This is a genomic window from Pseudomonas sp. AMR01, assembly GCF_041946035.1.
GTDB classification, from domain to species: Bacteria; Pseudomonadota; Gammaproteobacteria; order Pseudomonadales; family Pseudomonadaceae; genus Aquipseudomonas; species Aquipseudomonas antarctica_B.
On record NZ_JAUTYR010000031.1, the window covers coordinates 1 to 23890 of the forward strand.

Annotated in this window: 23 protein-coding genes and 3 pseudogenes; 16 read left to right on the top strand and 10 right to left on the bottom strand. The window is 59.7% G+C overall.

Translation table 11 applies throughout. From position 1 onward, the window contains the following. Window positions 1-463 precede the first annotated feature (463 nt). A complete protein-coding gene (locus tag Q7C20_RS21305) occupies window positions 464-613 on the bottom strand; it encodes a hypothetical protein (protein WP_375069998.1) in 150 nt (49 codons plus the stop codon). Between the two features lie 103 nt (window positions 614-716). Here Q7C20_RS21305 and Q7C20_RS21310 point away from each other — a divergent pair, with 103 nt between their 5' ends. From Q7C20_RS21310 to Q7C20_RS21320, 3 genes are all read left to right on the top strand, one after another. Continuing rightward, window positions 717-1043: a hypothetical protein gene (locus Q7C20_RS21310; protein ID WP_375069999.1), complete on the top strand. Its 327-nt coding sequence runs from the start codon at window positions 717-719 to the stop codon at window positions 1041-1043. 93 nt (window positions 1044-1136) lie between these two features. After that, window positions 1137-1985, top strand: coding sequence for an EamA family transporter (locus Q7C20_RS21315; RefSeq protein ID WP_375070001.1), 849 nt, complete (start codon window positions 1137-1139; stop codon window positions 1983-1985). After that, a complete protein-coding gene (locus Q7C20_RS21320) occupies window positions 1985-2932 on the top strand; it encodes a LysR substrate-binding domain-containing protein (protein WP_348059295.1) in 948 nt (315 codons plus the stop codon). Before Q7C20_RS21315 ends, Q7C20_RS21320 begins: the two co-directional genes overlap by 1 nt. A gap of 63 nt (window positions 2933-2995) precedes the next feature. Here Q7C20_RS21320 and Q7C20_RS21325 read toward each other — a convergent pair whose 3' ends face one another. Further along, window positions 2996-3286: a DUF3077 domain-containing protein gene (locus tag Q7C20_RS21325; protein ID WP_375070003.1), complete on the bottom strand. Its 291-nt coding sequence runs from the start codon at window positions 3284-3286 to the stop codon at window positions 2996-2998. A gap of 313 nt (window positions 3287-3599) precedes the next feature. Then, window positions 3600-4547, bottom strand: coding sequence for a LysR family transcriptional regulator (locus Q7C20_RS21330; protein ID WP_375070005.1), 948 nt, complete (start codon window positions 4545-4547; stop codon window positions 3600-3602). A 129-nt stretch (window positions 4548-4676) separates the two neighbouring features. Between Q7C20_RS21330 and Q7C20_RS21335 the strand changes: the two genes are divergently transcribed. Then, window positions 4677-6194, top strand: a complete 1518-nt coding sequence (locus tag Q7C20_RS21335; protein ID WP_375070007.1) for a CoA-acylating methylmalonate-semialdehyde dehydrogenase — start codon at window positions 4677-4679, stop codon at window positions 6192-6194. A 15-nt stretch (window positions 6195-6209) separates the two neighbouring features. Beyond that, the gene (gene mmsB, locus Q7C20_RS21340; RefSeq protein ID WP_375070008.1) at window positions 6210-7097 is read left to right on the top strand and encodes a 3-hydroxyisobutyrate dehydrogenase; all 888 of its coding nucleotides are present in this window, start codon (window positions 6210-6212) and stop codon (window positions 7095-7097) included. Window positions 7098-7275: 178 nt separating this feature from the next. Here mmsB and Q7C20_RS21345 read toward each other — a convergent pair whose 3' ends face one another. Continuing rightward, window positions 7276-7620 carry a cupin domain-containing protein gene (locus Q7C20_RS21345; RefSeq protein ID WP_375070009.1) on the bottom strand — a complete coding sequence of 115 codons (345 nt, stop codon included), beginning with the start codon at window positions 7618-7620 and terminating at the stop codon, window positions 7276-7278. A gap of 384 nt (window positions 7621-8004) precedes the next feature. On the opposite strand from Q7C20_RS21345, the gene kynB reads away from it, so the two are divergent. Both kynB and kynA read left to right on the top strand, forming a co-directional pair. After that, window positions 8005-8655, top strand: coding sequence for an arylformamidase (kynB, locus tag Q7C20_RS21350; RefSeq protein ID WP_375070011.1), 651 nt, complete (start codon window positions 8005-8007; stop codon window positions 8653-8655). Further along, on the top strand, window positions 8652-9509 hold the full coding sequence (kynA, locus tag Q7C20_RS21355) for a tryptophan 2,3-dioxygenase (protein ID WP_375070013.1): 858 nt from the start codon (window positions 8652-8654) through the stop codon (window positions 9507-9509). Before kynB ends, kynA begins: the two co-directional genes overlap by 4 nt. Before the next feature lie 179 nt (window positions 9510-9688). Here the strand turns inward: kynA and Q7C20_RS21360 are convergent, their stop codons facing one another. After that, complete coding sequence (locus Q7C20_RS21360; protein WP_348059311.1) at window positions 9689-11089, bottom strand: amino acid permease; 1401 nt, start codon at window positions 11087-11089, stop codon at window positions 9689-9691. 300 nt (window positions 11090-11389) lie between these two features. Next, a complete protein-coding gene (locus Q7C20_RS21365; RefSeq protein WP_078739088.1) occupies window positions 11390-11863 on the bottom strand; it encodes an Lrp/AsnC family transcriptional regulator in 474 nt (157 codons plus the stop codon). Between the two features lie 144 nt (window positions 11864-12007). On the opposite strand from Q7C20_RS21365, the gene kynU reads away from it, so the two are divergent. Further along, window positions 12008-13258 (top strand): kynureninase, encoded by a 1251-nt coding sequence (kynU, locus tag Q7C20_RS21370; protein ID WP_375070016.1) that lies wholly within the window; start codon window positions 12008-12010, stop codon window positions 13256-13258. Window positions 13259-13458: 200 nt separating this feature from the next. Continuing rightward, window positions 13459-13611 (top strand): annotated as a pseudogene (locus tag Q7C20_RS21375) (amino acid permease); the annotation flags it as partial. Here the strand turns inward: Q7C20_RS21375 and Q7C20_RS21380 are convergent. After that, window positions 13557-14447 (bottom strand): LysR substrate-binding domain-containing protein, encoded by an 891-nt coding sequence (locus Q7C20_RS21380; protein WP_375070017.1) that lies wholly within the window; start codon window positions 14445-14447, stop codon window positions 13557-13559. The pseudogene Q7C20_RS21375 and the gene Q7C20_RS21380 sit on opposite strands and share 55 nt — an antisense overlap. A 198-nt stretch (window positions 14448-14645) precedes the next feature. On the opposite strand from Q7C20_RS21380, the gene Q7C20_RS21385 reads away from it, so the two are divergent. From Q7C20_RS21385 to Q7C20_RS21400, 4 genes are all read left to right on the top strand, one after another. Then, window positions 14646-15410, top strand: coding sequence for a sulfite exporter TauE/SafE family protein (locus tag Q7C20_RS21385; protein WP_375070018.1), 765 nt, complete (start codon window positions 14646-14648; stop codon window positions 15408-15410). A gap of 122 nt (window positions 15411-15532) precedes the next feature. Continuing rightward, window positions 15533-16123 (top strand): NAD(P)H-dependent oxidoreductase, encoded by a 591-nt coding sequence (locus Q7C20_RS21390; RefSeq protein ID WP_348062385.1) that lies wholly within the window; start codon window positions 15533-15535, stop codon window positions 16121-16123. A gap of 30 nt (window positions 16124-16153) precedes the next feature. Next, window positions 16154-17050 (top strand): LysR substrate-binding domain-containing protein, encoded by an 897-nt coding sequence (locus tag Q7C20_RS21395; protein WP_375070020.1) that lies wholly within the window; start codon window positions 16154-16156, stop codon window positions 17048-17050. A 267-nt stretch (window positions 17051-17317) separates the two neighbouring features. Beyond that, entirely contained in the window at window positions 17318-18763 is a 1446-nt protein-coding gene (locus Q7C20_RS21400; protein ID WP_375070022.1) for a SulP family inorganic anion transporter, read from the top strand. Here the strand turns inward: Q7C20_RS21400 and Q7C20_RS21405 are convergent, their stop codons facing one another. Then, a complete protein-coding gene (locus tag Q7C20_RS21405) occupies window positions 18764-19156 on the bottom strand; it encodes a lysozyme inhibitor LprI family protein (RefSeq protein WP_375070024.1) in 393 nt (130 codons plus the stop codon). A 240-nt stretch (window positions 19157-19396) separates the two neighbouring features. Between Q7C20_RS21405 and Q7C20_RS21410 the strand changes: the two are divergent. From Q7C20_RS21410 to Q7C20_RS21420, 3 genes and pseudogenes are all read left to right on the top strand, one after another. Next, window positions 19397-19588: pseudogene (locus Q7C20_RS21410) on the top strand (MurR/RpiR family transcriptional regulator); the annotation flags it as partial. 1 nt (window position 19589) lies between these two features. Further along, entirely contained in the window at window positions 19590-21056 is a 1467-nt protein-coding gene (locus Q7C20_RS21415) for an amidohydrolase family protein (RefSeq protein ID WP_375070025.1), read from the top strand. Between the two features lie 162 nt (window positions 21057-21218). After that, the gene (locus Q7C20_RS21420) at window positions 21219-21587 is read left to right on the top strand and encodes a glyoxalase superfamily protein (protein ID WP_375070027.1); all 369 of its coding nucleotides are present in this window, start codon (window positions 21219-21221) and stop codon (window positions 21585-21587) included. Window positions 21588-21830: 243 nt separating this feature from the next. Here the strand turns inward: Q7C20_RS21420 and Q7C20_RS21425 are convergent, their stop codons facing one another. Both Q7C20_RS21425 and Q7C20_RS21430 read right to left on the bottom strand, forming a co-directional pair. Then, window positions 21831-22694 carry a methyl-accepting chemotaxis protein gene (locus Q7C20_RS21425; RefSeq protein WP_375070064.1) on the bottom strand — a complete coding sequence of 288 codons (864 nt, stop codon included), beginning with the start codon at window positions 22692-22694 and terminating at the stop codon, window positions 21831-21833. 39 nt (window positions 22695-22733) lie between these two features. Further along, window positions 22734-23762, bottom strand: a pseudogene (locus tag Q7C20_RS21430) (methyl-accepting chemotaxis protein); the annotation flags it as partial. Between the last annotated feature and the right edge of the window lie 128 nt (window positions 23763-23890).

Here is a 23890-nt window from a genome sequence, read left to right on the forward strand (position 1 = left end):
ACGGTCATTCAGCCAAGAATCTATTGCCTGACCCACCGCCATCGCAGGCAAGCCAGCTCCCACACTTATGTGTGTAGGGCCTGAATTTTGTGCTCGGCGCAGCTCAACTGTGGGAGCGGGCTTGCTCGCGATGGCGGTCATCCAGGCAAGGATTTATTGCCTGACACACCGCCATCGCAGGCAAGCCAGCTCCCACACCTATTTGTGCAAGGCCTGAATTTTGTGCCCGGCGCAGTCCAACTGTGGGAGCGGGCTTGCTCGCGAATACGGTCATTCAGCCAAGAATCTATTGCCTGACCCACCGCCATCGCAGGCAAGCCAGCTCCCACACTTATGTGTGTAGAGCCTGAATTTTGTGCTCGGCGCAGCTCAACTGTGGGAGCCGGGCTTGCCCGCGAGTGCGGTCGTTCAGCCAAGGGTCTATTGCCTGCCACACCGCCTTCGCGAGCAAGCTCCCCACATTTTAACGTTGCGCGCTTAACGGCTCGGCGCGCATATCTACAGCAGCTTCCATGATGAATTTCTTAAGAAAAAACAGCAGGAGCGGAGGTGTGTTCATGACCAATCGCCTGCGCAAGCCATCAATTTTTTGATTGTAGGAATGGTCTGGCATGACGAATCTTGATGGCTGGGGTGATGAGGATTCTCTTCTTTAGAACTGGCGAACTTAGTTAAATGGCCGCTCTGACTAACTGCCGTAAAGGATTGCAATGAGCATGAATTTCATTGTTTTTGGCCAAGAGGCACCTAAAGTCAGGCGTTCAATACCCCTGCATGATGAACTACACGGCGCACAAACTAACTTTTCGGAAAAACAGCAGATGTCGATCAGTAATCCCGAGGTGCTGGCACTGATTTATTCCGGAGCTGATGTAACAGTTGATTCGTCGATGTTCTCGGCGTTGCAACGTGATAGCCAGGCAATAGCCGCTCGGGATTCGAAGAGCCAAGTTACGTTCCGAAATGCAACGATGGTTGATCACATCGAACGTTTAGCTCTCTCGAAAAAAGCCCCCCGAGCTGTGCATTTCGATTTTTCTTGAGCGTTATCCCGGTATTGAGATGTGCCAGGTTTCAGATGCGGCTTGCCAATCATTCCATGCCTCCCTGTCTCCAAAAGAAAAAAGCCGAGCCCCATGGACAATTCCGATATCGCGATCACGCTGGTCTTGATCTCTGCCTTCATGCACGCCACTTGGAACGCTGTCGTCCGCGCCGGTAGCAGTCGCTTTATGACCTTGGCCATGGTTGATGGCACCGCGCTGGTGATATGCCTGTTGGCGTTGCCGCTTGTCAGTGTGCCGAGCCTGGAGGTGTGGGGCTACATACTTGTCTCCGTCGTGCTCAATACGGTTTATCGGCTGTTTCTAGTTAAAGCGTATGAGACGGGGGACTTCGGCCAGGTTTACCCCGTAATGCGTGGCGTGCCGCCGGTGTTGGTCGCGCTCTTTTCCTACTTCCTCTTGCATGAGCAACTGTCAATACTAGCGTTGGCAGGGGTGGCGCTGATTTGTGTGGGGATTATCAGCCTGACTTTTGTCCGCAGGATGACAGCACAGATGTTCAAGCCCATTCTGATGGCGGTATGTGCCGGGGCTTTCATTGCGTCTTACACGGTAGTTGATGCCAAGGGTGTAAGAGCCAGTGAGACAGTGCTGCAGTACATCATCTACCTGACGGTGTTCCAAAGTATTCCGATCCCGGTATTGGCTTTTTCCAAGAAGCGTTCGGCCTTGGCTCAGGCGATACGCTGTCATTGGCGAGTCGGCTTGTTAGGGGGTGTTTTTTACCTGGCCTCATACGGATTGGTGTTATTTGCGTTGTCGCTGGACGCGGTAGCCAAGGTCTCAGCCCTGCGGGAAACCAGTGTTATTATCGGCGCCATTATTGCCGCGCTGTTCTTTCATGAACGGTTCGGTTGGCGACGAATGCTGTCGGCATTCGTCATTGTTTGCGGGATCATCTTGATCAAAGTGAGCACCTGATGGCCCAGCGACCGCCTCCTACACCGATGCTTCAAGCGTTCGTCAGCGCTGCGCAAACCGGTAGTTTTGCGCGCGCAGCGTCTGAGCTGAACCTCACCGCCAGTGCCATCAGCCATCAAATTGCAGGGCTGGAGGAGTGGTGGGGCGTACAGTTATTTGAGCGGCACTCGCGCGGCGTCAAGCTGACATCTGCGGGGCAAGCCTTGTTGCCGGTCACCGATGGATTTTTCAAGGCGCTGGATGGGGTATTGCATTCACTCAATCCCGGTAAATCCCAACCGTTGTACCTCTCATGCACGTCTTCCCTCTGTTCGACTTGGTTGATCCCCCGAATGCACGGCTCTCACACTGAGGCGTCGTTCAACCTTGATTTGGTGTTGACCAGCGCCGATATGAACAGCGCCAATCTGGAGGCTCATCAATACGATGTGGCGGTGGTGATGGGATACGGTGACTACCCGGATCATCATGTTGAATTGCTGATGCGCGACGCGGTGTTTCCGGTTTGTTCGCCGGAGTTTTTGCGGCTGAAAGGTGATATTGCGCTAGAGGATGTTGCCCGATATCCGCTGATTCATCGGGTAGACGATCAGGTATGCCCGGGTTGGGAAAGCTGGTTTGCATTCCAGGGGCTGGTGGCGCCGCCTTATCACCATGGGCCGCGATTTCCGGATTCGAGCCTGGCGATCAGTCTGGCGGTGAAGGGCGGAGGCATCGCGCTGGGAAGGACTGCGTTGGTGTATGACCAACTCGAAGACGGTGCGTTGGTTGCGCTGAATAGCCCCGTGATGATGTCGCCAGCAGCGTATTACGTGATTTGTCGAAACGGACGGGAGCTGGAGCCGGATATTGCTCGGTTGATTGAGTGGCTCAAGATCAGTGCGGCTGAGTTTTTGCAGGACGTTCGGGCTCGGCATCCGCAAATAGCCGGGGCTGGCGCGGTTTAGATGTAGGAACGGGACCGAGCCTCTGCGATCGTTCCCACACAGAGCGCGGGAACGATCTTTCGTTTAGTTAGCTGGCGTCATCGCCTGCGTCAGGTCATCCACCACGGCTTTGCCCATCTCGCACAGGTAATGCGCGGCCCATGCGTAGTGTTCGCCGCGTACATCCATGGCGGCTTCCATGGCGAGTTTTTTGGAGTAGAAGAGCAGGGTGGAGGCGTGTTCCAGGGCTTGTTCAATCGGCATGCCGGGATTGATGCGGAACAGGGGTTTTTCGTTTTCGCCGTAATCGCCGAAGGTGACGACGCCGAGGGTGGTGATGGAGGAGAGCGGTGGATCGGGGACGATTTTAGTCATGATCTATACCTGGGAGTTTTAGGAACCACCCATTCATGTCGCTAAACATGAAAGGGTGGCAGCTGTACGCAGGTTAGCGAACCGGACCCAGGACCCGGCAGACCCGAAGGTCTCCCACGCACAGCCGCCATAACACGATAACGGCGAGCATAAACGCTTGCCGTTGGTGGCTGTGTCCGGGTTCGGGTCGCTAAACCCGTTCGCTGATGTCAGCGAGACACGGAGGCTAGTGGCTCGAACCCTAAGGCGCAATAGGTTGGAGAGTCTCTAGGAAACGTCCTGCAATTTAAAGCGAATCGTCGTTGATGGCCCTTTAATCCGCAAACCGCATCTCCCGCGTTTCCCCCATCAACAACCCCTGATTCTGCTCCGTCACCTCCCGGATGTAGTCCCACAGCAACGTAATCCGCTTCAACTTCCTCAGATCCTCGCGGCAATACATCCAGAACTGCCGCGTAATCGAAATCTGCTCCCCCAACACCGGCAATAACCGCGAATCCTGCGCCGCCAAAAAGCACGGCAATATCGCCATTGACCGCCCTTGCTGCGCCGCCACGTACTGCGCGATCACGCTGGTACTGCGCAAACTCGCGCTGGCGCCGGGCACCACATTCGCCAAATACAACAGCTCCGAACTGAACGCCAGGTCATCCACATAACTGATAAACGGATGCTCAGCCAAATCCGCCGGTTTGCGGATAGGCGGGTGTTGGTCCAGATACTCCTGGGTCGCGTACAGCTGCAATGTGTAGTCGCACAATTTGCAGCACACATACGGCCCATGTTCCGGGCGTTCCAGGGCGATGACGATGTCGGCTTCGCGTTTGGACAGGCTGATGAAGTGGGGCAGGGGCAGGATGTCGACCGAGATGGCCGGGTAGGTGTCGACGAAATGGCTCAACTGCGGCGTAACAAAAAAACTGCCAAACCCCTCGGTGCAGCCCATGCGCACATGCCCGGACAGCGCCACGCCGGAGCCGGATACCTGCTCGCAGGCCATGTGCAAGGTGCTTTCGATGGACTCCGCATACCCCAGCAAACGCTGGCCTTCGGGGGTGAGCACAAAGCCGTTGGTCCGGGATTTTTCGAACAACAACGTGCCGAGGGACACTTCCAGTGAACTGATGCGCCGCGACACGGTGGTGTAGTCCACCGCCAGGCGCTTGGCGGCCACGCTGGCTTTGCGGGTGCGGGCCACTTCTAGGAAAAACTTCAGGTCATCCCAGTTCAGGGAGCCTAACGACGTGATGTTTTTTTGCATATTGGACCGGCTTTTATGTGCGTTCTTATTAGAGATTTGCACATCTATACTCGAAAAACAGTCCGAACGCCTCATTTCCAAGGCGATTCACGCGCCTTGTCTCTGGATAACAACAAGATTGGAGACCACATGAACGCTTCTGCCGATATTTCCGTGCAACAGGTCAAGTTGTTGATCAATGGTGAGTGGGTCGAGTCAAAGACCACCCACTGGCAAGACATCGTCAACCCGGCCACCCAAGAGGTGCTGGCCAAAGTCCCGTTCGCCACCGCCGATGAAGTCAACGCCGCCATCGACGCAGCCCATCGCGCCTTCCAGACCTGGAAGCTGACGCCCATCGGCGCACGCATGCGCATCATGCTCAAGCTGCAAGCCCTGATTCGCGAACATTCCAAGCGTATTGCCGTAGTCCTCAGCGCCGAACAGGGCAAGACCATTGCCGATGCCGAAGGCGATATTTTCCGTGGCCTGGAAGTGGTCGAACACGCGTGCTCCATCGGCACCTTGCAGATGGGCGAATTCGCTGAAAACGTTGCCGGTGGCGTCGACACCTACACCCTGCGCCAGCCGATCGGCGTGTGCGCGGGCATTACTCCGTTCAATTTCCCGGCGATGATTCCGCTGTGGATGTTCCCGATGGCCATCGCCTGCGGCAACACTTTCGTGCTCAAACCGTCCGAACAAGACCCGCTGTCGACCATGCTGCTGGTAGAGCTGGCGCTGGAAGCCGGTGTGCCGGCTGGCGTGCTTAACGTGGTGCACGGCGGCAAAGACGTGGTGGATGCGCTGTGCACGCACAAAGACATCAAGGCCGTGTCCTTCGTCGGGTCGACCGCCGTCGGCACTCATGTGTATGACCTGGCCGGCAAACACGGCAAGCGCGTTCAGTCGATGATGGGCGCCAAGAACCACGCCGTGGTGCTGCCGGACGCCAACCGCGAACACACCCTCAATGCCTTGGTCGGCGCCGGTTTCGGCGCGGCGGGCCAGCGTTGCATGGCCACCTCGGTGGTGGTGCTGGTGGGCGCGGCCAAGCAATGGTTGCCGGACCTCAAGGCGCTGGCGCAAAAGCTCAAGGTCAACGCGGGCAGCGAAGCCGGCACGGATGTCGGCCCGGTGATTTCCAAGCGCGCCAAGGCGCGGATTCTGGAGCTGATCGAAAGCGGCGTGAAGGAAGGCGCCACGCTGGAACTGGACGGCCGCGACATCAAGGTGCCGGGCTTCGAGCAAGGCAACTTCGTCGGCCCGACGTTGTTCTCGGGCGTGACCACCGACATGCAAATCTACACCCAGGAAATATTCGGCCCGGTGCTGGTGGTGCTGGAAGTCGATACGCTGGACGAGGCCATCGCACTGGTCAACGCCAACCCGTTCGGCAACGGCACCGGCCTGTTCACCCAAAGCGGTGCGGCGGCACGCAAGTTCCAGAGCGAAATCGACGTGGGCCAGGTCGGCATCAACATCCCTATTCCGGTGCCTGTGCCGTTCTTCAGTTTCACCGGTTCGCGGGGTTCCAAACTCGGCGACCTCGGCCCGTACGGCAAGCAAGTGGTGCAGTTCTACACCCAGACCAAAACCGTCACCAGCCGCTGGTTCGACGACGACACGGTCAACGATGGCGTGAACACCACCATCAACCTGCGCTGATTTCGGGAGACGACCATGAAGATTGCATTTATCGGCTTGGGCAACATGGGCGCGCCCATGGCCTGCAACCTGATCAAGGCTGGCCACGCGCTGAACCTGTTCGACCTGAACCAGGCGGTGCTCAAGGAGCTCGCCGAGCTGGGCGGCAGCATCAGCGACTCGCCGCGTGATGCGGCCAGCGGCGCAGAGCTGGTGATCACCATGCTGCCCGCCGCTGCCCACGTGCGCAGCGTGTGGCTCAATGAAGACGGTGTGCTGGCCGGCATCGGCCAAGGCGTGCCGGCGGTGGATTGCAGCACCATCGACCCGCAAACCATCCGCGACGTCGCGGCTGCGGCGGCGAAACAAGGTGTGACCGTGGCTGATGCTCCGGTCTCCGGCGGCACAGGCGGCGCGCAGGCGGGCACGTTGACCTTCATGGTCGGCGCCACCCCGGAGCTGTTCGCGACGCTGCAACCGGTGCTGGCGCAGATGGGCCGCAACATCGTGCATTGCGGCGATGTCGGCACCGGGCAGATCGCCAAGATCTGCAACAACCTGTTGCTGGGCATCAGCATGGTCGGCGTCAGCGAAGCCATGGCCCTCGGCGATGCGCTGGGCATCGACACCCAAGTGCTGGCAGGCATTATCAACAGCTCCACCGGGCGCTGCTGGAGTTCGGACACCTACAACCCGTGGCCCGGCGTGATCGAAACCGCGCCGTCGTCCCGAGGTTACACCGGCGGGTTTGGTGCCGACTTGATGCTCAAGGACTTGGGCCTGGCCACCGAGGCAGCACGTCAGGTGAAACAGCCGGTGATTTTGGGCGCTGTGGCCCAGCAGCTGTATCAATCGATGAGCCAGCGCGGGGAAGGCGGTAAAGACTTCTCGGCGATCATCAACAGCTATCGCAAACCTGAATGATCATGTGAGCTTGATTGTTGTGGCGAGCAGGCTTGCCCTGCGTTGGGCTGCGCAGCAGCCCTAAAACCAGACGCCGCATTCTTCCTGAAAGAATGCGGCGTTTTCATTGGGGCTGCTGCGCAGCCCAACGCGGGGCAAGCCCGCTCGCCACAGGAAAGCGGCTCGATGTAGAGGTTAATCAAGCAAACACAAAATACTTACGCACCGTCTCGACCACTTCCCACGTGCCTTTCATCCCCGGTTCCACCACAAAGATATCCCCAGCCCGCAAGTGAATCGGCTCCATGCCTTCAGGTGTGATGATGCAGTAGCCTTCCTGAAAGTGGCAGTATTCCCACTTCACGTAGTCCACGTACCACTTGCCGGGTGTGCAGATCCAGGTGCCCATGATCTTGCTGCCGTCTTCGCTGGTGTAGGCGTTGAGGTTGACGGTATGCGGGTCGCCTTCGAGTTTTTCCCATTTGCAGGCATCCAGTACCGGCAAGGGGTGGGTGTCGCGCAGTACGGTGATGGGCTGGGTCATGATGGCTCCGAGGCAAGAAAGGGAAAGGTGAACCCTACGGCTTGGGGCGTTGTGTCAGTGGTCTGAACTCGACATCGGGATGCCCAGAAGCGCAGGGCAAGGCGATTGGTCAGGCACGGCGCGATCCATGTGGGAGCGGGCTTGAACGCGAATGCGGTGGGTCAGTCAACTTATGTGTGGCTGATACACCGCATTCGCGAGCAAGCCCGCTCCCACATTTGATCGTTGGTGATTGGGCTATCGTCGTCAGACGACATTTCCAGGCGTCAATCAGACCTTTCTTCGCAGTAAGTGCGAAAGATTTCCCACTCGGCGCCAGAATTCGCAAGAAAATTCGTAACCGGCCCTCGTATCATTCACCCAAGAACGAGTGAGAGCCTTCAAATGAACCCAATAAAAACGTGGTGGGACATCAGCCCGCCCTTGAGCACGGCCACCCCGACCTGGCCGGGCGACACGCCGTTCCAGGAAGAGCGCGTGTGGCAGTTTGGCCCCGAGTGCCCGGTGAACGTGGGGCGCGTCACCTTCTCGCCGCACACCGGCGCCCATGTGGATGCGCCGCTGCATTACAGCGCGGACGGCGCGCCGATTGGCGAGGTGTCGCTGGACGTGTACATGGGCCCGTGCCGGGTGCTGCATTGCCTGGGCAGTGGCGCGCTGGTGCAACCCCATCAGTTGCAAGGGCGTGTGGATAACTTGCCGGAGCGCGTGCTGCTGCGCACTTATGCACAGGCGCCGCTGACCGAATGGGATTCGAACTTCACCGCCATCGCCCCGCAAACCATTGAGCTGCTTGCCAGCCTGGGCGTGCGTCTGATCGGTATCGACACGCCGTCGCTGGACCCGCAACAGTCCAAGACCATGGATTCCCACAACGCCGTGGCGCGCCATGGCATGGCGATTCTCGAAGGCATCGTGCTCGATGATGTGCCCGAGGGCGACTATGAACTGATCGCGCTGCCGCTGCGGTTTGCCCACCTCGATGCCAGCCCGGTCCGCGCAATCCTGCGCCCGCTCAAGGAGCCCACGCGATGAGCCAATGCCCTTTCTCTGCTGACTATCAGCCGTCCGAAGAATGGCATAACGCCGAACTGAATTTTTCCGAGTCCATGAGCTACGGCGACTACCTGGATTTGGGCAAAGTGCTCAGCGCCCAGCACCCGCTGTCGCCGAACCACAACGAAATGCTCTTTATCATTCAGCACCAGACCTCTGAGCTGTGGATGAAACTGATGCTCCACGAACTCAAGGCCGCCCGCGAACACCTGCGCCTGGGCGAGTTGCCGCCGGCGTTCAAAATGCTCGCGCGGGTGTCGCGGATTTTCGATCAACTGGTGCATGCCTGGGCGGTGCTGGCGACCATGACGCCGTCGGAATACAAGGCGATTCGCCCGTTCCTGGGGCAGTCGTCGGGGTTCCAGTCGTTCCAGTACCGCGAGATCGAATTTATCCTCGGTAACAAAAGCGCGGCACTGCTGCGGCCGCACGCCCATCGGCCGGAGTTGTTGAACCAGTTGAAAGTGGCGATTGCCACGCCGTCGCTGTATGACGAGGCGATCAATTTGATGGCCAAAGCGGGCTTGGCGATTAACCCCACACGTGCCGAACGCGACCCTGCGGCGGCCACCGTTCATGATGAATCCGTGGAGGCGGCGTGGCGCGAGGTGTATCGCGATCCAAGCCGTTACTGGGATTTGTATCAGTTGGCCGAGAAGTTTATCGACCTGGAAGATTCGTTCCGCCAATGGCGCTTCCGCCATGTGACCACGGTGGAGCGGATTATCGGCTTCCAGCCTGGCACCGGTGGCACTGAAGGCGTGGGGTATTTACGCAAGATGCTCGACACCGTGCTGTTCCCGGAGCTGTGGCGAGTGCGTTCAACGCTCTAAACAAAAAGCCCCGGATAACCGGGGCTTCTCATTTTGGAATACATCCAACTGTGGGAGCTGGCTTTTGTGGCGAGGGAGCTTGCTCCCGCTGGGGTGCGAAGCACCCCCAAAAGCTGGCGACTGCTACGCAGTCGAACGGGAGCAAGCTCCCTCGCCACACAAGCCCGCTCCCACAGGGGTTACTGCGCCACGGCTACTTTCGTGTTTCTCATCCGCAGCCGATAGGCCACATAGATAACCCCCACCCACACCGGCATCGCGTACACCGACTCACGAATACCCTCAATCGCCAGCATCACGCTCACAATCATCACCATGAACGCCAGGCACAGGTAGTTGCTGAACGGGAACCAGAAGGTCTTGAACGATGGCGTCACGCCTTGCTCGCCCATGGCCTTGCGGAACTTGATATGAGTGATGCTGATCAGCGCCCAGTTGATCATCAGCGAGGCAACCACCAGCGCGAACAACAACTCCAGCGCACTTTGCGGCGCGACGTAGTTGACCACCACGCACAGCAACGTCACCAACGCCGAAATCCCCAGGGCTCGCAATGGCACGCCTTGTTTGTTCAGCTTCATCAGTGCTTTTGGCGCGTCGCCTTGCTCGGCCAGGCCGAACAGCATGCGGCTGTTGCAGTACACGCCACTGTTGTACACCGACAACGCCGCGGTCAGCACCACGAAGTTGAGGATGTGCGCGGCGGTGTCGTTACCGATCAGCGAGAAAATCTGTACAAACGGGCTACCGCTGTAGGGATCGCCTGAGGCGCCGAGGGTTTGCAGCAGTTGATCCCACGGGTACAGCGACAGCAGCACGGTGAGGGCGCCGACGTAGAAAATCAGGATCCGGTAGACCACCTGGTTGATGGCTTTGGGGATGACTTTGCGCGGCTCGCTGGCCTCGGCGGCAGTGATGCCGACCAGTTCCAGGCCACCAAACGAGAACATGATGAACGCCATGGACATCAACAGCCCCATGCCGCCATTCGGGAAGAACCCGCCGTGGCTCCACAGGTTGCTGACGCTCGCTTGCGGGCCGCCGGTGCCGCTGAACAGCAGGTAGCAGCCGAGCACGATCATGCCGACAATCGCCACCACCTTGATGATCGCGAACCAGAATTCGGTCTCGCCGAAGAACTTCACGTTCAGGGTGTTGATCAGGTTCACCGCGACAAAGAACACCAGCGCGCTGACCCAGGTCGGGATTTCCGGCCACCAGAACTGGATGTATTTGCCTACCGCCGTCAGCTCGGCCATGCCCACCAGCACGTAAAGTACCCAGTAGTTCCAGCCCGCCAGGAAGCCTGGGTAGCCGCCCCAGTATTTGTGCGCGAAGTGGCTGAAGGAGCCGGCCACCGGCTCTTCGACGATCATCTCGCCAAGCTGGCGCATGATCAGGAACGCGATAAACCCGGCGATCGCGTAGCCGAGGATCATCGACGGCCCAGCCGACTTGAGCACCCCGGCCGAACCGAGGAACAACCCTGTGCCGATCGCCCCTCCCAAGGCGATCAGCTGAATGTGCCGGTTTTTCAGGCCACGCTTGAGGCCCACCGGGTTAACCATGTCATCCGCCATTAACATTCCCTTCTACTTGTTTTTCTCAGGGTTGAGTGCGCGCAGCATCAGCCCCTCAGAACTGCTGAGGGGTCAGATATTACTCTGCGTAAACTTTTCGTAATACAGCTGAACGCTATCAAGTGCCTGATCCGCCAGCCATTGCTGTATGGATTCGACCATTGGCGGGGGGCCGCGGGATCTTGATGCCGTTTCGCAGGCGTAACTGATTTTGTTGCTGACGTCGTGGCAAGCCCGCTCGCCACAGAAAGCCAGCTCCCACAGGTTCCAGTTTCCACATGGGTTTTGTGGTGTGGCTGTTTACTTGCGGATAACCAGGTCCAGCACTTCATCCCGGTCCTTGATCTTCTGCAACACGATCTCCGAACGGATATCCACCACCCCCGCCGTGCGGTTCAGGTGGTTCACGATGAAGTCCGAAAAGTGCTTCAAGTTTCGCGCTTGCACACGCAGCACATAGTTACTCGCGCCGGTAATCACGTACGCACTGGCCACTTCCGGCCAGCTTTGCACCTTCTTGATAAACGTCTCGTGCCAGTCCTCCACGTCCTGGCGCAACGACAGGTGCACAATCGCCTCCAGCTCGATCCCCAATTGCTCGGCATTCAACACCGCGCGGTAGCCGCTGATGATTCCCTCGCTCTCCAGCAGGCGCAAACGGCGCAGGCACGCGGAGGGCGACAGCGCGACTTTTTCGGCCAATTCCTGGTTGCTGATACGGCCATCCTGTTGCAGGAAATGCAGGAGGCGCAGGTCGGTGGCGTCGAGAATCATGGTTAGAATAAATCCGCGTGTTTGGAGGTTAAATTCGAATTTCCTGGCGCTTAGTTAGCCTGTTGCGCGGCACTTTGCACGAAAATTCTTTAAATCTTCGTTCATTATTTAGGCCAACTCTACTGATAAAAAGCAGGATTGCTCATGACCACCCGCCGGCATTGCCAAGCCCTCGACGCGCAGGACCCGTTGGCGCCCTTGCGTGACCAGTTCGCGTTGCCCCAGGGCGTGATCTACCTCGATGGCAACTCCCTCGGCGCCCGCCCTGTGGCGTCGCTTGCGCGGGCGCAACAGGTCATCAGCGAGGAGTGGGGCAATGGCTTGATCCGCAGCTGGAACAGCGCCGGCTGGGCAGATTTATCCCAGCGCCTGGGAGACCGGCTGGCACCGCTGATCGGCGCGCGCGACGGTGAAGTGGTGATCACCGATACCACCTCCATCAACCTGTTCAAAGTGCTCAGCGCCGCGTTGAGCGTGCAGCGCCAACGTCAGCCCGGCCGCAAGGTGATCGTCAGCGAAGCGAGCAATTTCCCCACCGATTTGTACATCGCCGAAGGCCTGACCGAGCTGCTGCAACAGGGTTATTCCCTGCGCATGATCAACAGCCCGGACGAACTGCCGCAGGCCGTCGATTCGGACGTGGCGGTAGTGATGCTCACCCACGTCAACTACAAAACCGGCTACATGTATGACATGCAGGCGCTCACCGCCCTGAGCCATGAATGCGGCGCGTTGAGCATTTGGGACCTGGCGCATTCGGCAGGTGCGGTGCCCATCGACCTGCACACGGCCTGCGCGGATTACGCGATTGGCTGCACCTACAAATACCTCAACGGCGGCCCGGGCTCCCAGGCGTTTGTGTGGGTCAACCCGGCGTTGGTAGACATGGTGCGCCAGCCTTTGTCGGGCTGGTTTGGGCATACCCGCCCGTTCGCCATGGAATCCAGCTACGCGCCGAGTGCGGGTATCGCGCGTTACCTGTGCGGCACCCAGCCGATCACCTCGCTGGCGATGGTGGAGTGCGGTCTGGAGATTTTCGCCCAGACCGATATGGCCAGTTTGCGCACAAAATCCCTGGCGCTGACGGACCTGTTTATCGCGTTGGTGGAAAGCCGTTGCGCCGCCCATGGGCTGGAACTGATCACCCCACGCGAACACGCCAGGCGCGGCAGTCACGTGAGTTTTGAACACCCCGAAGGTTATGCGGTGATTCAGGCCCTGATCGCCCGTGGCGTAATCGGCGATTACCGCGAGCCGCGCATCATGCGTTTTGGGTTTACGCCGCTGTACACCAGCTTCACCGAGGTGTTTGACGCGGTGGAAATCCTCGGCGAAATCCTCGACAACGGCACGTGGGACCAGCCGCAATTCAAAGTGCGCAATAGCGTCACTTAAGCACTACACACATCCAATGTGGGAGCTGGCTTTTTGTGGCGAGCAAGCTTGCTTGCGCTGGGGTGCGAAGCGCCCCCAAAAAGCCGGCTCCAGCTGCGCTGTCGTGCGGGAGCAAGCTCCCTCGCCACAGCAAGCCCGCTCCCACAGGGGATCAGCGTCAATATTCAGACCGTGTAATCACAATAATAAAGGGGCACATCACGCTGTCGGGGCTGGTGCTGATGGGCGCTGTGATGATCACAACGTACTTCACCGAGGCGTTCGGCGTGCCGTTCCTGTTGATTCTGTCGGCGCTGTATTACGGGGTTTTCCGCAAGGGCAGGGCCAGGGCGTCAAGCAAGGCTTTGGCATAGCCGGGCAATTGATCGAACGAGCGCGCGCACAGCAGCAGTGTTCGGCAGGCCCAGTCTTCTTGCAGCGCCAGGGTCTTGAAGTTGGGTTCCAACGGCCAACGCGCCAGCGCGGCCTGGGGAACAATCCCCAGCCCTGCGCCGCCGGCGACCATGCGAATCAACCCGTCAAACCCCTCGGCGCGGATGCGTGTTTGCAGGCGGAAACCCGCGTGCAACGCTTGCTCTTCGAGGTAAACCGTCAGGGCACTGTTGGCGGTCAGGCCCACAAAGTCGTGTTGCAGGCTGTCGATAAAACTCCCCTGGCTGAACGGATGATCCAGCGGCGCGATCAGCACCAGCGGGTCGGCGCGAAAGGGCTGGGTTTGCAAGCCGTGGGTATCTACGGCGTCGGAGATGATGCCCAAGTCTGCCGTGCCTTGGCGCAATGCGTGAGTGATGCGCAGGCTGGGCAGTTCCTGCAGGTCGATATCGAGGTTGGGGTGTTTGCGCAGAAAGTCCGCGAGCAATTCCGGCAGGTATTCACTGAGCGCCGTGGTGTTGCACAGCAGGCGCACCTGGCCTTTGACGCCGTTGGCGTATTCCGCGAGGTCCTGTTGCAGGTGCTCGGCCTGTTGCAGCAGCAGGCGCGCGTGCCGGGCCAGGGCCTTGCCGGCGGGAGTTGGCGTGACGCCTCGGCGGTTGCGTTCGAGAAACTCGATGCCCAATGAGGCTTCCATTGCGCGGATGCGCGCGCTGGCGGCGGCCAGGGATAGATGGCTGCGGCTGGCGCCGGCGGTGATGTTGCCGGTGTCGAGGATATGCAGGTAGAGGCGCAGGTCGATCAGGTCAAAGTGCATGGCTGGAAACTCCTGTGGCTGGACTGGCGCCTTCGCGAGCAAGCCCGCTCCCACAGTTGACCGAGTTCCAACATTGAAATGCAGTCAACTGTGGGAGCTGGCTTGCCTGCGATGGCGGCATCAGCCTCACGCAAAACAAGAGGCTGTCTCAGTATATGGCGAATTTTCGAGATCAGCGAAAACCCCCACAATCCCCCCATGAATACCTTCCTCGGGTTCTACACAGACATCGGCCCCGCCCTGACCCTGCTGGTGTTCGGCACCTTCCTGCTGGCCGGTACCGTCAAAGGCATCATCGGCCTTGGCCTGCCCACCGTCGCCGTGGGCTTGCTTGGCCTGGCTATGCTGCCGGCGCAGGCTGCCGCATTGCTGATCATTCCTTCGACTGTCACCAACCTCTGGCAACTGGCCTTCGGCGGTCACCTGAGCGCATTGATCAAACGCCTGTGGCCGATGCTGCTGCTGATCTTCCTCGGCACCGGGCTCGGTACGCTGGGGCTGGGCATGGGCGGCGAGCACTGGGTGGTGCGCGCCCTGGGCGGGGCATTGCTGATGTACGCGTTGAGCGGTTTGTTCTTGCCCACGTTTCAGGTAAAGCCCGCCACCGAACGCTGGCTGGGCCCGTTGTGTGGCGTGATTACCGGCGTGATCACCTCGGCCACCGGCGTGTTCGTGATTCCGGCGGTGCCGTATCTGCAGGCGCTGGGCTTGAATCGTGATCAGTTGGTGCAGGCACTGGGGTTGTCGTTCACGGCTTCTACCCTGGCGCTGGCTGCTGGCTTGGCCTGGCGCGGCACCTTGGGCAGCGGCGAACTCAATGCGTCCGTGTTGGCGCTGGCTCCCGCGTTGCTGGGCATGTGGCTGGGCCAGGCGCTGCGTGAACGCATCAGTGCCGTGCTGTTCAAGCGGGTGTTTTTTATTGGCGTGGCGCTGTTGGGCGGCCACTTGCTGATTAGCGGCTAAATCAAGAGTGCGGGCTTATTCGTGCGTTTTGGTCAAATGTATTTTGCCGCGCCGCCGCTTATTCCTCGGGGTAGATGTCGATAGCCTGCCGGCAGACATTCTCAACCCTCTGGATCTTTCCCATGAAAAAAGTCCTCCTGCTTAACGGCGGCAAGAAATTCGCTCACTCCGACGGTCGTTACAACACCACCCTGCACGACGCCGCCGTGGCCGTGCTTGACCGCGCGGGCATCGACGTCAAAGTCACCCATATCGACGAAGGCTACGACGTGGCCGAGGAAGTGGCGAAATACCTCTGGGCCGACGTGATCATCTACCAGATGCCCGGCTGGTGGATGGGCGCGCCGTGGATCGTGAAGAAGTACATCGACGAGGTCTTCACCGAAGGCCACGGCAGCCTGTACGCCAGCGATGGCCGCACCCGTTCCGATGCGTCGCAGAAGTACGGCAGCGGCGGCCTGATTCAGGGCAAGCAGTACATGCTCTCGCTGACCTGGAACGCGCCGCAGCAAGCCTTCGACGACCCCACGGATTTCTTCGAAGCCAAGGGCGTCGACGCTGTGTACTTCCCGTTCCACAAGGCCAACGAATTTCTTGGCATGACCGGCCTGCCGACCTTCCTCTGCGTGGACGTGATGAAACGCCCGGCCATCGAAGCCGACGTGGCGCGTTACGAAGCGCATCTGGCGCAGGTGTTCAAATTCTCGGTGTAAGCTGCCAGCAACCGATAATGAGGACCTCCCGTGAAAGCCCGATCCGATGAGCTACAGATCTTCGTCAGCGTGATTGAGTGCGGCTCGATTTCCGCCGCGGCGGAGCAGGTCGGGCAGACGCCGTCGGCGGTCAGCCGCACGTTGTCGCGCCTGGAAGCCAAGCTCGACACGACGCTGATCAACCGCACCACGCGGCGCATGGACCTGACCGAGGAGGGCAAATACTTCTTCGAGCAGGCCAAGGTGATCCTGGCGCAGATGGACGACCTGGAAGAGCGCCTGTCGTCGCGCCAGAAAAAACCCGCCGGGCGTTTGCGCATCAACGCCGCCGTGCCGTTCATGCTGCACGGGATCGTGCCGTACATTGCCGAGTTTCGCAGCCTCTACCCCGAGATCCAGCTGGAGCTGAACAGCGATGACTTGATCATCGACCTGCTGGAGCAGAGCACCGACATTGCGATTCGTATCGGTGTGCTGGCCGACTCGACCCTGCATGCGCGGTCGCTCGGTTGCACGCCGCTGCATATCCTCGCCAGCCCCGACTACCTTAAAAAACACGGTACACCGACCACGGTGGCGGAGTTGGCGGCGCACACCTTGATGGGTTTTACCCAAACTGAAACCCTTAACCACTGGCCGCTGCGCCATGTGGAAGGCGATCGCTGGCTGATCCAGCCGAGTATCGCCGCCTCCAGCGGCGAAACCGTGCGCCAATTGGCGCTGGAGGGGCAGGGCATTTGCTGCCTGTCTAACTTCATGACCGTCGAAGACATCAACGCCGGGCGCTTGGTGCCGGTGCTGGAAGCGTTCAACAGCGGCTATCGCCAGCCGATCCACGCGGTGTTCTACCGCAACTCGCAACTGGCGTTGCGCATCCAGTGCTTTCTGGACTTCATTCAAACCAAGCTGGCGCGCTACGCCTGCTGATTCGTGAGTTGCTGGGTTGGGCGCCGAAGCGGACCTCGGTGGTGGAGTGGATTCGCAACGAAATGGTGTGATGTTCACTTAGCACCGCGTCGTCTGCATCGCAGGCAAGCCAGCTCCCACATTTGATTGCATTCCCAGCTGTGGAACGCGGTTAAATGTGGGAGCTGGCTTGCCTGCGATGGCTGCACCTCGGTTCTCCAGACTAGCCCCATCTACCGCAATTCCGTACCATCCCCAGCCTTATCCCCCGCATGACCCCGGTACCTCATGAAGCTCACTCGTCTGCGCGCCGATGCCTTGGCTGGCCTCACCACCTCTTTTGCCCTGTTGCCTGAATGCATTGCCTTTGCTCTGGTGGCCCACCTAAACCCGCTGATGGGCCTTTACGGCGCGTTCATCATTTGTACGCTCACCGCATTGTTTGGCGGGCGGCCGGGCATGGTCTCCGGCGCCGCCGGGTCGATGGCGGTGGTGATCGTCGCGCTGGTGGTGCAGCACGGCGTCGACTATTTACTGGCGACGGTGCTGCTGGGCGGGCTGATCATGATCGCCTTCGGCGTGCTGCGCCTGGGCAAGCTGGTGCGCATGGTGCCGCACTCGGTGATGCTTGGCTTCGTCAACGGCCTGGCGATCATCATTGCGCTGGCGCAACTGGAGCATTTCAAAAGCGGTGACACCTGGCTCAGCGGCATGCCGCTGTACGTGATGACCGGGTTGGTGGCGCTGACCATGGCCATCGTCTACCTGCTGCCGCGCCTGACGCGTGCGGTACCGCCTGCGTTGGTGGCGATTTTGGGCGTGGGCCTGGCGGTGTACCTGCTCGGCCTGCCGACGCGCACCCTGGGCGACATGGCTCACATCGCCGGCGGCCTGCCGACGTTCGCTTTGCCGCAGGTTCCGTGGACCCTGGAAACCCTCGGCATCATCGCGCCCTACGCGTTTTTGATGGCGATGGTCGGCCTGCTGGAAACCCTGCTGACCCTCAACCTCACCGACGAAATCACTGAAACCCGTGGCTACCCCGACCGCGAGAGTGTGGCGCTGGGCGCGGCGAATATGGTCTCGGGCCTGTTCGGCGGCATGGGCGGTTGCGCGATGATCGGGCAAACCGTGATCAACCTCAGCTCCGGCGGGCGCGGGCGTTTCTCCGGGGTGTTTGCCGGGGTGATGATCCTGTTGTTCATTCTGTTCTTGTCGCCGCTGATCGAGCGCATTCCGCTGGCGGCGCTGGTGGGCGTGATGTTCGTGGTGTCCCAGCAGACCTTCGCCTGGGCCTCGTTGCGGGTGATCAACAAGGTGCCGCTCAACGATGTGCTGGTAATTGTGGCGGTCACCGTGATTACGGTATTCACCGACCTCGCCACGGCAGTGCTGTGCGGCATCGTGATTGCGGCGCTGAACTTCGCCTGGCAACAGGCCCGTGAGCTGTACGCGGACGAGCATCTGGAAGCCGACGGCAGCAAGTTGTATCGCCTGCACGGCACCTTGTTTTTTGCCTCGACCACGCCGTTTTTGAATCAATTCGACCCGGCCAACGACCCGGCCCACGTGACGCTGGATTGCCGTCACCTGAGCTTTGTCGACTACTCGGCGATTGCTGCGCTGATGACCCTGCGCGAGCGCTATGCCAAGGCTGGCAAGCATGTGCGGGTGCTGCATTTGTCGGAGCGCTGCAAGAAGTTGCTCAAGCGCGCCCGCGTGCAGCACGATTGATTACATCGGCAACAGCCTCTCCAGTTCGTCGGCGCGGGTTTGGGTCATTTCCACCATGCAGCCGACGCCGTTGACCCGATCGATAGTGCCGCCGCTGGCATTGCCCCAGAAGCTGCAGTTGGCGTCACGGTATTTGGTCCACAAGCGCTGAGCGTTCTGCAATTGCCGCTTTGCATCGCCTTCCTCGAATTTGATCACAGCTTGGTAAACCTTGTTCAGTCGCGCGTCCTGCACCCTCAGTTCCTTGGCGTTACACGCAACCATCTCGGAGTCGCTATTGGCGCCATTCATGCATTTGGTCAGTGCCGGGCTGTCTTCGGCAGACGCCATACCGCTCAGCCCAAGAAAAAGGGCGCTGGCGATGAAAGGAGCGAGCAGGGTTTGACGATTCATTGTGGGTTTTCCTTATTGACGGGCAGGTGACAGTGCTTCCGTCTTCTATGACTGGACCTGTCGTTTCCGGGTTCCGCGTCGCTTGAATTGCGTGTAAGAACACCCCCCGAATTTTCATGCGGTGGCGCCAGACATATCCCCAGGCGACAGCGCTTGTCTGTGCGCGAAAATTACTTACATAAAAATTGAAAGTAGTCTTCGGTAATGATTTATGAGTTTCACAACCAACTCGACGTGACCCTGCAACCGGCCGAAACCAGTTTTATCTACAAGCCCACCGCGGCGCGCTATGGAATGCTGCTGGCCATCGACCTGCTCGCCACCGAGCTGGCACTGGCCCTGCCGGACGACAACCAGGAACGCCTGCGCCGGATCAAGCTGGCCCTGGACGATTATCGCGGCGGCCCTGACAGCCTGCCGCTTGGAGACTGACATGAAGTACGACACGTTGATTCGCCAGGCGTTGATCATTGATGGCAGTAACACGCCTGGGTATGTGGCCGATGTGGGGCTTCTTGCCGGGCGCATCGAGACCATCGGGGACTTGTCGACAGCCGTAGCCGAGCATGAAATCGAGGCCAACGGCCGCGTGCTGGCGCCGGGCTTTATCGACGTGCACACCCACGACGACACGGTGGTGATTCGTCATCCGCAGATGCTGCCCAAGCTCAGCCAGGGTGTGACCACGGTGATCGTCGGCAACTGTGGCATCAGCGCATCGCCGGTGACGCTGCGCAGCGATCCGCCGGACCCGATGAACCTGCTGGGCAAGCGTGAGGCGTTCACTTATCCGCGTTTTGCCGACTATCGCGCGGCGGTGGAAAGCGCCCATCCAACGGTCAACGTCGCCGCGCTGATCGGCCATACGGCGCTGCGCAGCAACCATATGGACGACCTGCACCGCACCGCCACGCCGGATGAAATTGCTGCCATGCGCGTGCAGTTGCAAGAGAGCCTCGAAGCCGGCGCCCTCGGTTTATCCACAGGCCTGGCCTACGCCAGCGCGTTCAATGCCGAGACTGACGAGGTGCTGCAACTGAGTGAAGAATTGACGGTGTTCGGCGCGGTGTACACCACCCATTTGCGCAGTGAATTCGAACCGGTGCTGGAGGCGATGGATGAGGCGTTTCAGATTGGCCGGCATGCGCAGGTACCGGTGATCATTTCCCACCTCAAATGTGCGGGCGCAGGCAACTGGGGGCGCAGCCCGCAGTTGTTGGCGTCGCTGGAACGGGCGGCGAAGACCCATCCGGTGGGGTGTGATTGTTATCCCTATGCCGCCAGCTCTTCGACGCTGGATTTGAAGCAGGTCACCGATGCGTTTCGCATCACCATTACCTGGTCGACGCCGCACCCGGAAGTGGGCGGGCGTGACTTGCAGGATATCGCTGCCCAGTGGGATGTTTCGCTGATGGACGCAGCGCGTCGTCTGCAACCGGCGGGGGCGGTGTATTACGGCATGGATGAGGCGGATGTGCGACGCATACTGGCGCATCCGCTGTCGATGGTGGGTTCGGACGGCTTGCCCGAAGACCCGTTTCCGCACCCGCGTTTGTGGGGCGCGTTTCCACGGGTGCTGGGGCATTTCAGCCGGGATGTTGGCTTGTTTTCGCTGCACACCGCCGTGCACAAAATGACAGGGTTGTCGGCCGCTCGTTTTGGCTTGGCCGAGCGCGGTGAAATTCGCGAGGGGCACTGGGCCGACCTGGTGTTGTTCGACCCGCTGCTTGTGCGCGATGTGGCGGACTTCAACCAGCCGCAGTGTGCGGCGGAGGGGATTGATGGCGTGTGGATCAACGGGGTGTTGAGCTATAGCGAAGGGCAGGCGAACGGTCAGCGACCGGGCCGGTTTCTGGCGCGCAGTGGCGATTTGCGTCGTGGATTCGTGGCAGGACGGTAGACCGGGTTATCGCTCATCGCAGGCAAGCCAGCTCCCACAGCTAACTGCATTCCAACGCTGGAACTCGGTCAACTGTGGGAGCTGGCTTGCCTGCGATTGCGATCTGCCATTTAACACGGGAAACCCTCTATAGTTGTGGTTTTCAGACAAGGAGGCGGATACATGCACTTAGGAAAAGTAGTCCCCATTCTGCGGATTTTCGACGAGGCCAAGGCGTTGGAATTCTATGTGGAGTTTCTGGGGTTCAAGGTGGATTGGCAGCATCGCTTTGAAGCGAATTTCCCGTTGTACCTGCAGGTCTCGCTGGGCGAGTGCGTGCTGCATTTGTCCGAGCATCACGGCGATGCGTCGCCGGGTTCGGCGGTGCGAATTCAGGCGCAGGGCGTGGACGCGTATCAGCAGCAATTGCTGGGCAAGGAATACCGATATGCCAAACCCGGGGTTGAGCAAACACCTTGGGGCTCGCGGGAGATGAGCATCAACGATCCATTTGGGAATCGGCTGGTGTTTGTTGAAGAAGGCGAGGGCTGAGTGGTAAGGCCCAACTCACGGAGGGCCGAGTATGTCTAGGTTTGCACCTGTGGCGAGCGGGCTTGTCGAATCGTCGCACCGCCCGCGTTGGGTTGCGCAGCAGTCCCATTTTTTGGGGTCGCTACGCAACCCAACGCGGGACAAGCCCGCTCGCCACAGTGACAGTGACAGTGACAGTGTCTGGACTTGACTGATCGGGTTCGAAATACCGTCGGCTTTCAAAAACCCTGAAAGGGCGTGTTCTTACACCCGGAAATGGCTGACCATCTGTTGCAACTGGCTACCCAACCGCGCCAGCTCCACACTCGATTTGGCCGTCTCATCACTCGCCGTAGCGGTCTGTTCCGACACATCACGCACATTCACGATGCTGCGGCTGATCTCTTCCGCTACGGCACTTTGCTGCTCCGCCGCCGCTGCAATCTGCTGGTTCATCGACTGGATATTCGACACCGTACGGGTGATGTTTTCCAGCGACACGCCCGCCTTGCGCGTCAGCTCGACACTGCTGTCGGTGAGGCTGCGGCTGTTGTTCATCACCGCTGCCACTTGCTGGGTGCCGTTCTGCAAACCGGCGACCAGGCCTTCGATTTCTTCGGTGGATTTTTGCGTGCGCTGGGCCAGGCCGCGTACTTCGTCCGCCACCACGGCAAACCCGCGACCGGCTTCACCGGCACGTGCCGCTTCAATCGCAGCGTTGAGCGCGAGCAGGTTGGTCTGTTCGGCTACCGCTTTGATCACGTCCATCACGCTGCCGATCTTGTTGCTCTCTTGTTGCAGGTGGGTCATCGCGTCGGTAGAGCGCGCCACTTCGGCGGCCAGGCGTTCGATCTGGGCGATGGCCTCGGCCACCACTTTGTCGCCTGCACGGGCTTGGCTATCGGCGTCGGCAGCGGCGAGGGAGGCTTGTTCGGCGTTGCGTGCGACTTCCTGCACGGTGGCGGTCATTTCATGCATCGCGGTGGCGACTTGATCGGTCTCGATCTTCTGGCTGTTCACACCGGCACTGGTTTGCTCGGTGACGGCAGACAGCTCTTCGGCGGCGCTGGCGATTTGCGTCACACCGTCGCGAATACCGCTGATCAGTTCACGCAAGGTGGTGCCCATGCGCTGGATACCTTGTTGCAGCACGCCCAGTTCATCACGGCGGGTGACCTGGATGTTGTGGCTCAGGTCACCGGAGGCAATGCGCTCGACCACGGCCAGGGTTTCCCTGATCGGACGGGTGATCTGGCGGGTAATGACCCACGCTGCGATGATGCCGACCAGCAGGGCGAGCAGCGTGCTGATTAATTGCAGGCTGCGGGCCTGGGCGCTTTCGGCGTCACGGCGGTCCAGTTGAATGTCGTAGAGTTTTTCACTGATCGTCACGATATCGCCACCCTGGGTGGTCATTTCGGCACGGGCGGTGACAATGTTGGCGTTGGCTGCCTTGTAGCTTTGCACGGCGCTGCGATAGTCGCCGAGCGCGGTGTCCAGCGAGGCCAACGCGCTTTGTTGGCTGCTGCCAAAGGTGGCGTTGAGGCCTTTCAAGCTAGCGATGGCTTTGTCGATTTGCGCGGCGGCGCGGGCTTCGGTTTCGGCGTTGACGTTATTGGTGTAGCCACGCACTTCGTAGCGCGCCAACTGGAAGTCTTCCTTGGCATTGCTCACGGCCTGGTACTGGGCGAAGCGCTCAGGACTCTCGGGCATTTGCTGCACGCTGTCTACCAGTGCATTGATCTGGGTATTGGCAATGTCGGCCTTGTCGCCCATCACTTGGCGTGCGCTGGTGCCGTTACGGTAGGCCTCGCGCATTTTGTTCAATGACTGCTGATACGCCGTAATCACAGCCTTCTGCTGGTTGAGCAGCTTGAGGTTTTCCGGGCTCTTGAAGCTGTCCAGCAGCTTTTGCTGCTTGGCAGCGAAGGCGTCGAGGCTGGTTTGTACGTTTTGCGCCACGGCTTCGTCGCCGTTGGCCAGCATGTACTGCAGGCGCACGATGCGCAGCTTGGTCAATGAGGCGTTGAGCTGGGTGATGTCGCTCATCCAGTTGCTGCGATCGATCAGGCCGCCCAGGCTGGTCCAGCCGGTGAGGGCCAGGATCGAAGTGAGGACGAGTACCAGGCCAAAGCCCAGGCCCAGTTTTAGGTTGACGCTAATGTTGCCGAACCAGCTATTCATCGAAAGCTCCATAAGGTGATGTTTGTCTGCTGGACGGTGTTGTTGTTTGAGCCAGCCAAAGTATGTAGGTTGGTATCGGCGGCTAGGCGTGGATCTGAAATTATTTTTTTGTGGGCTGATGAACGGTGAACCCCGCCCGA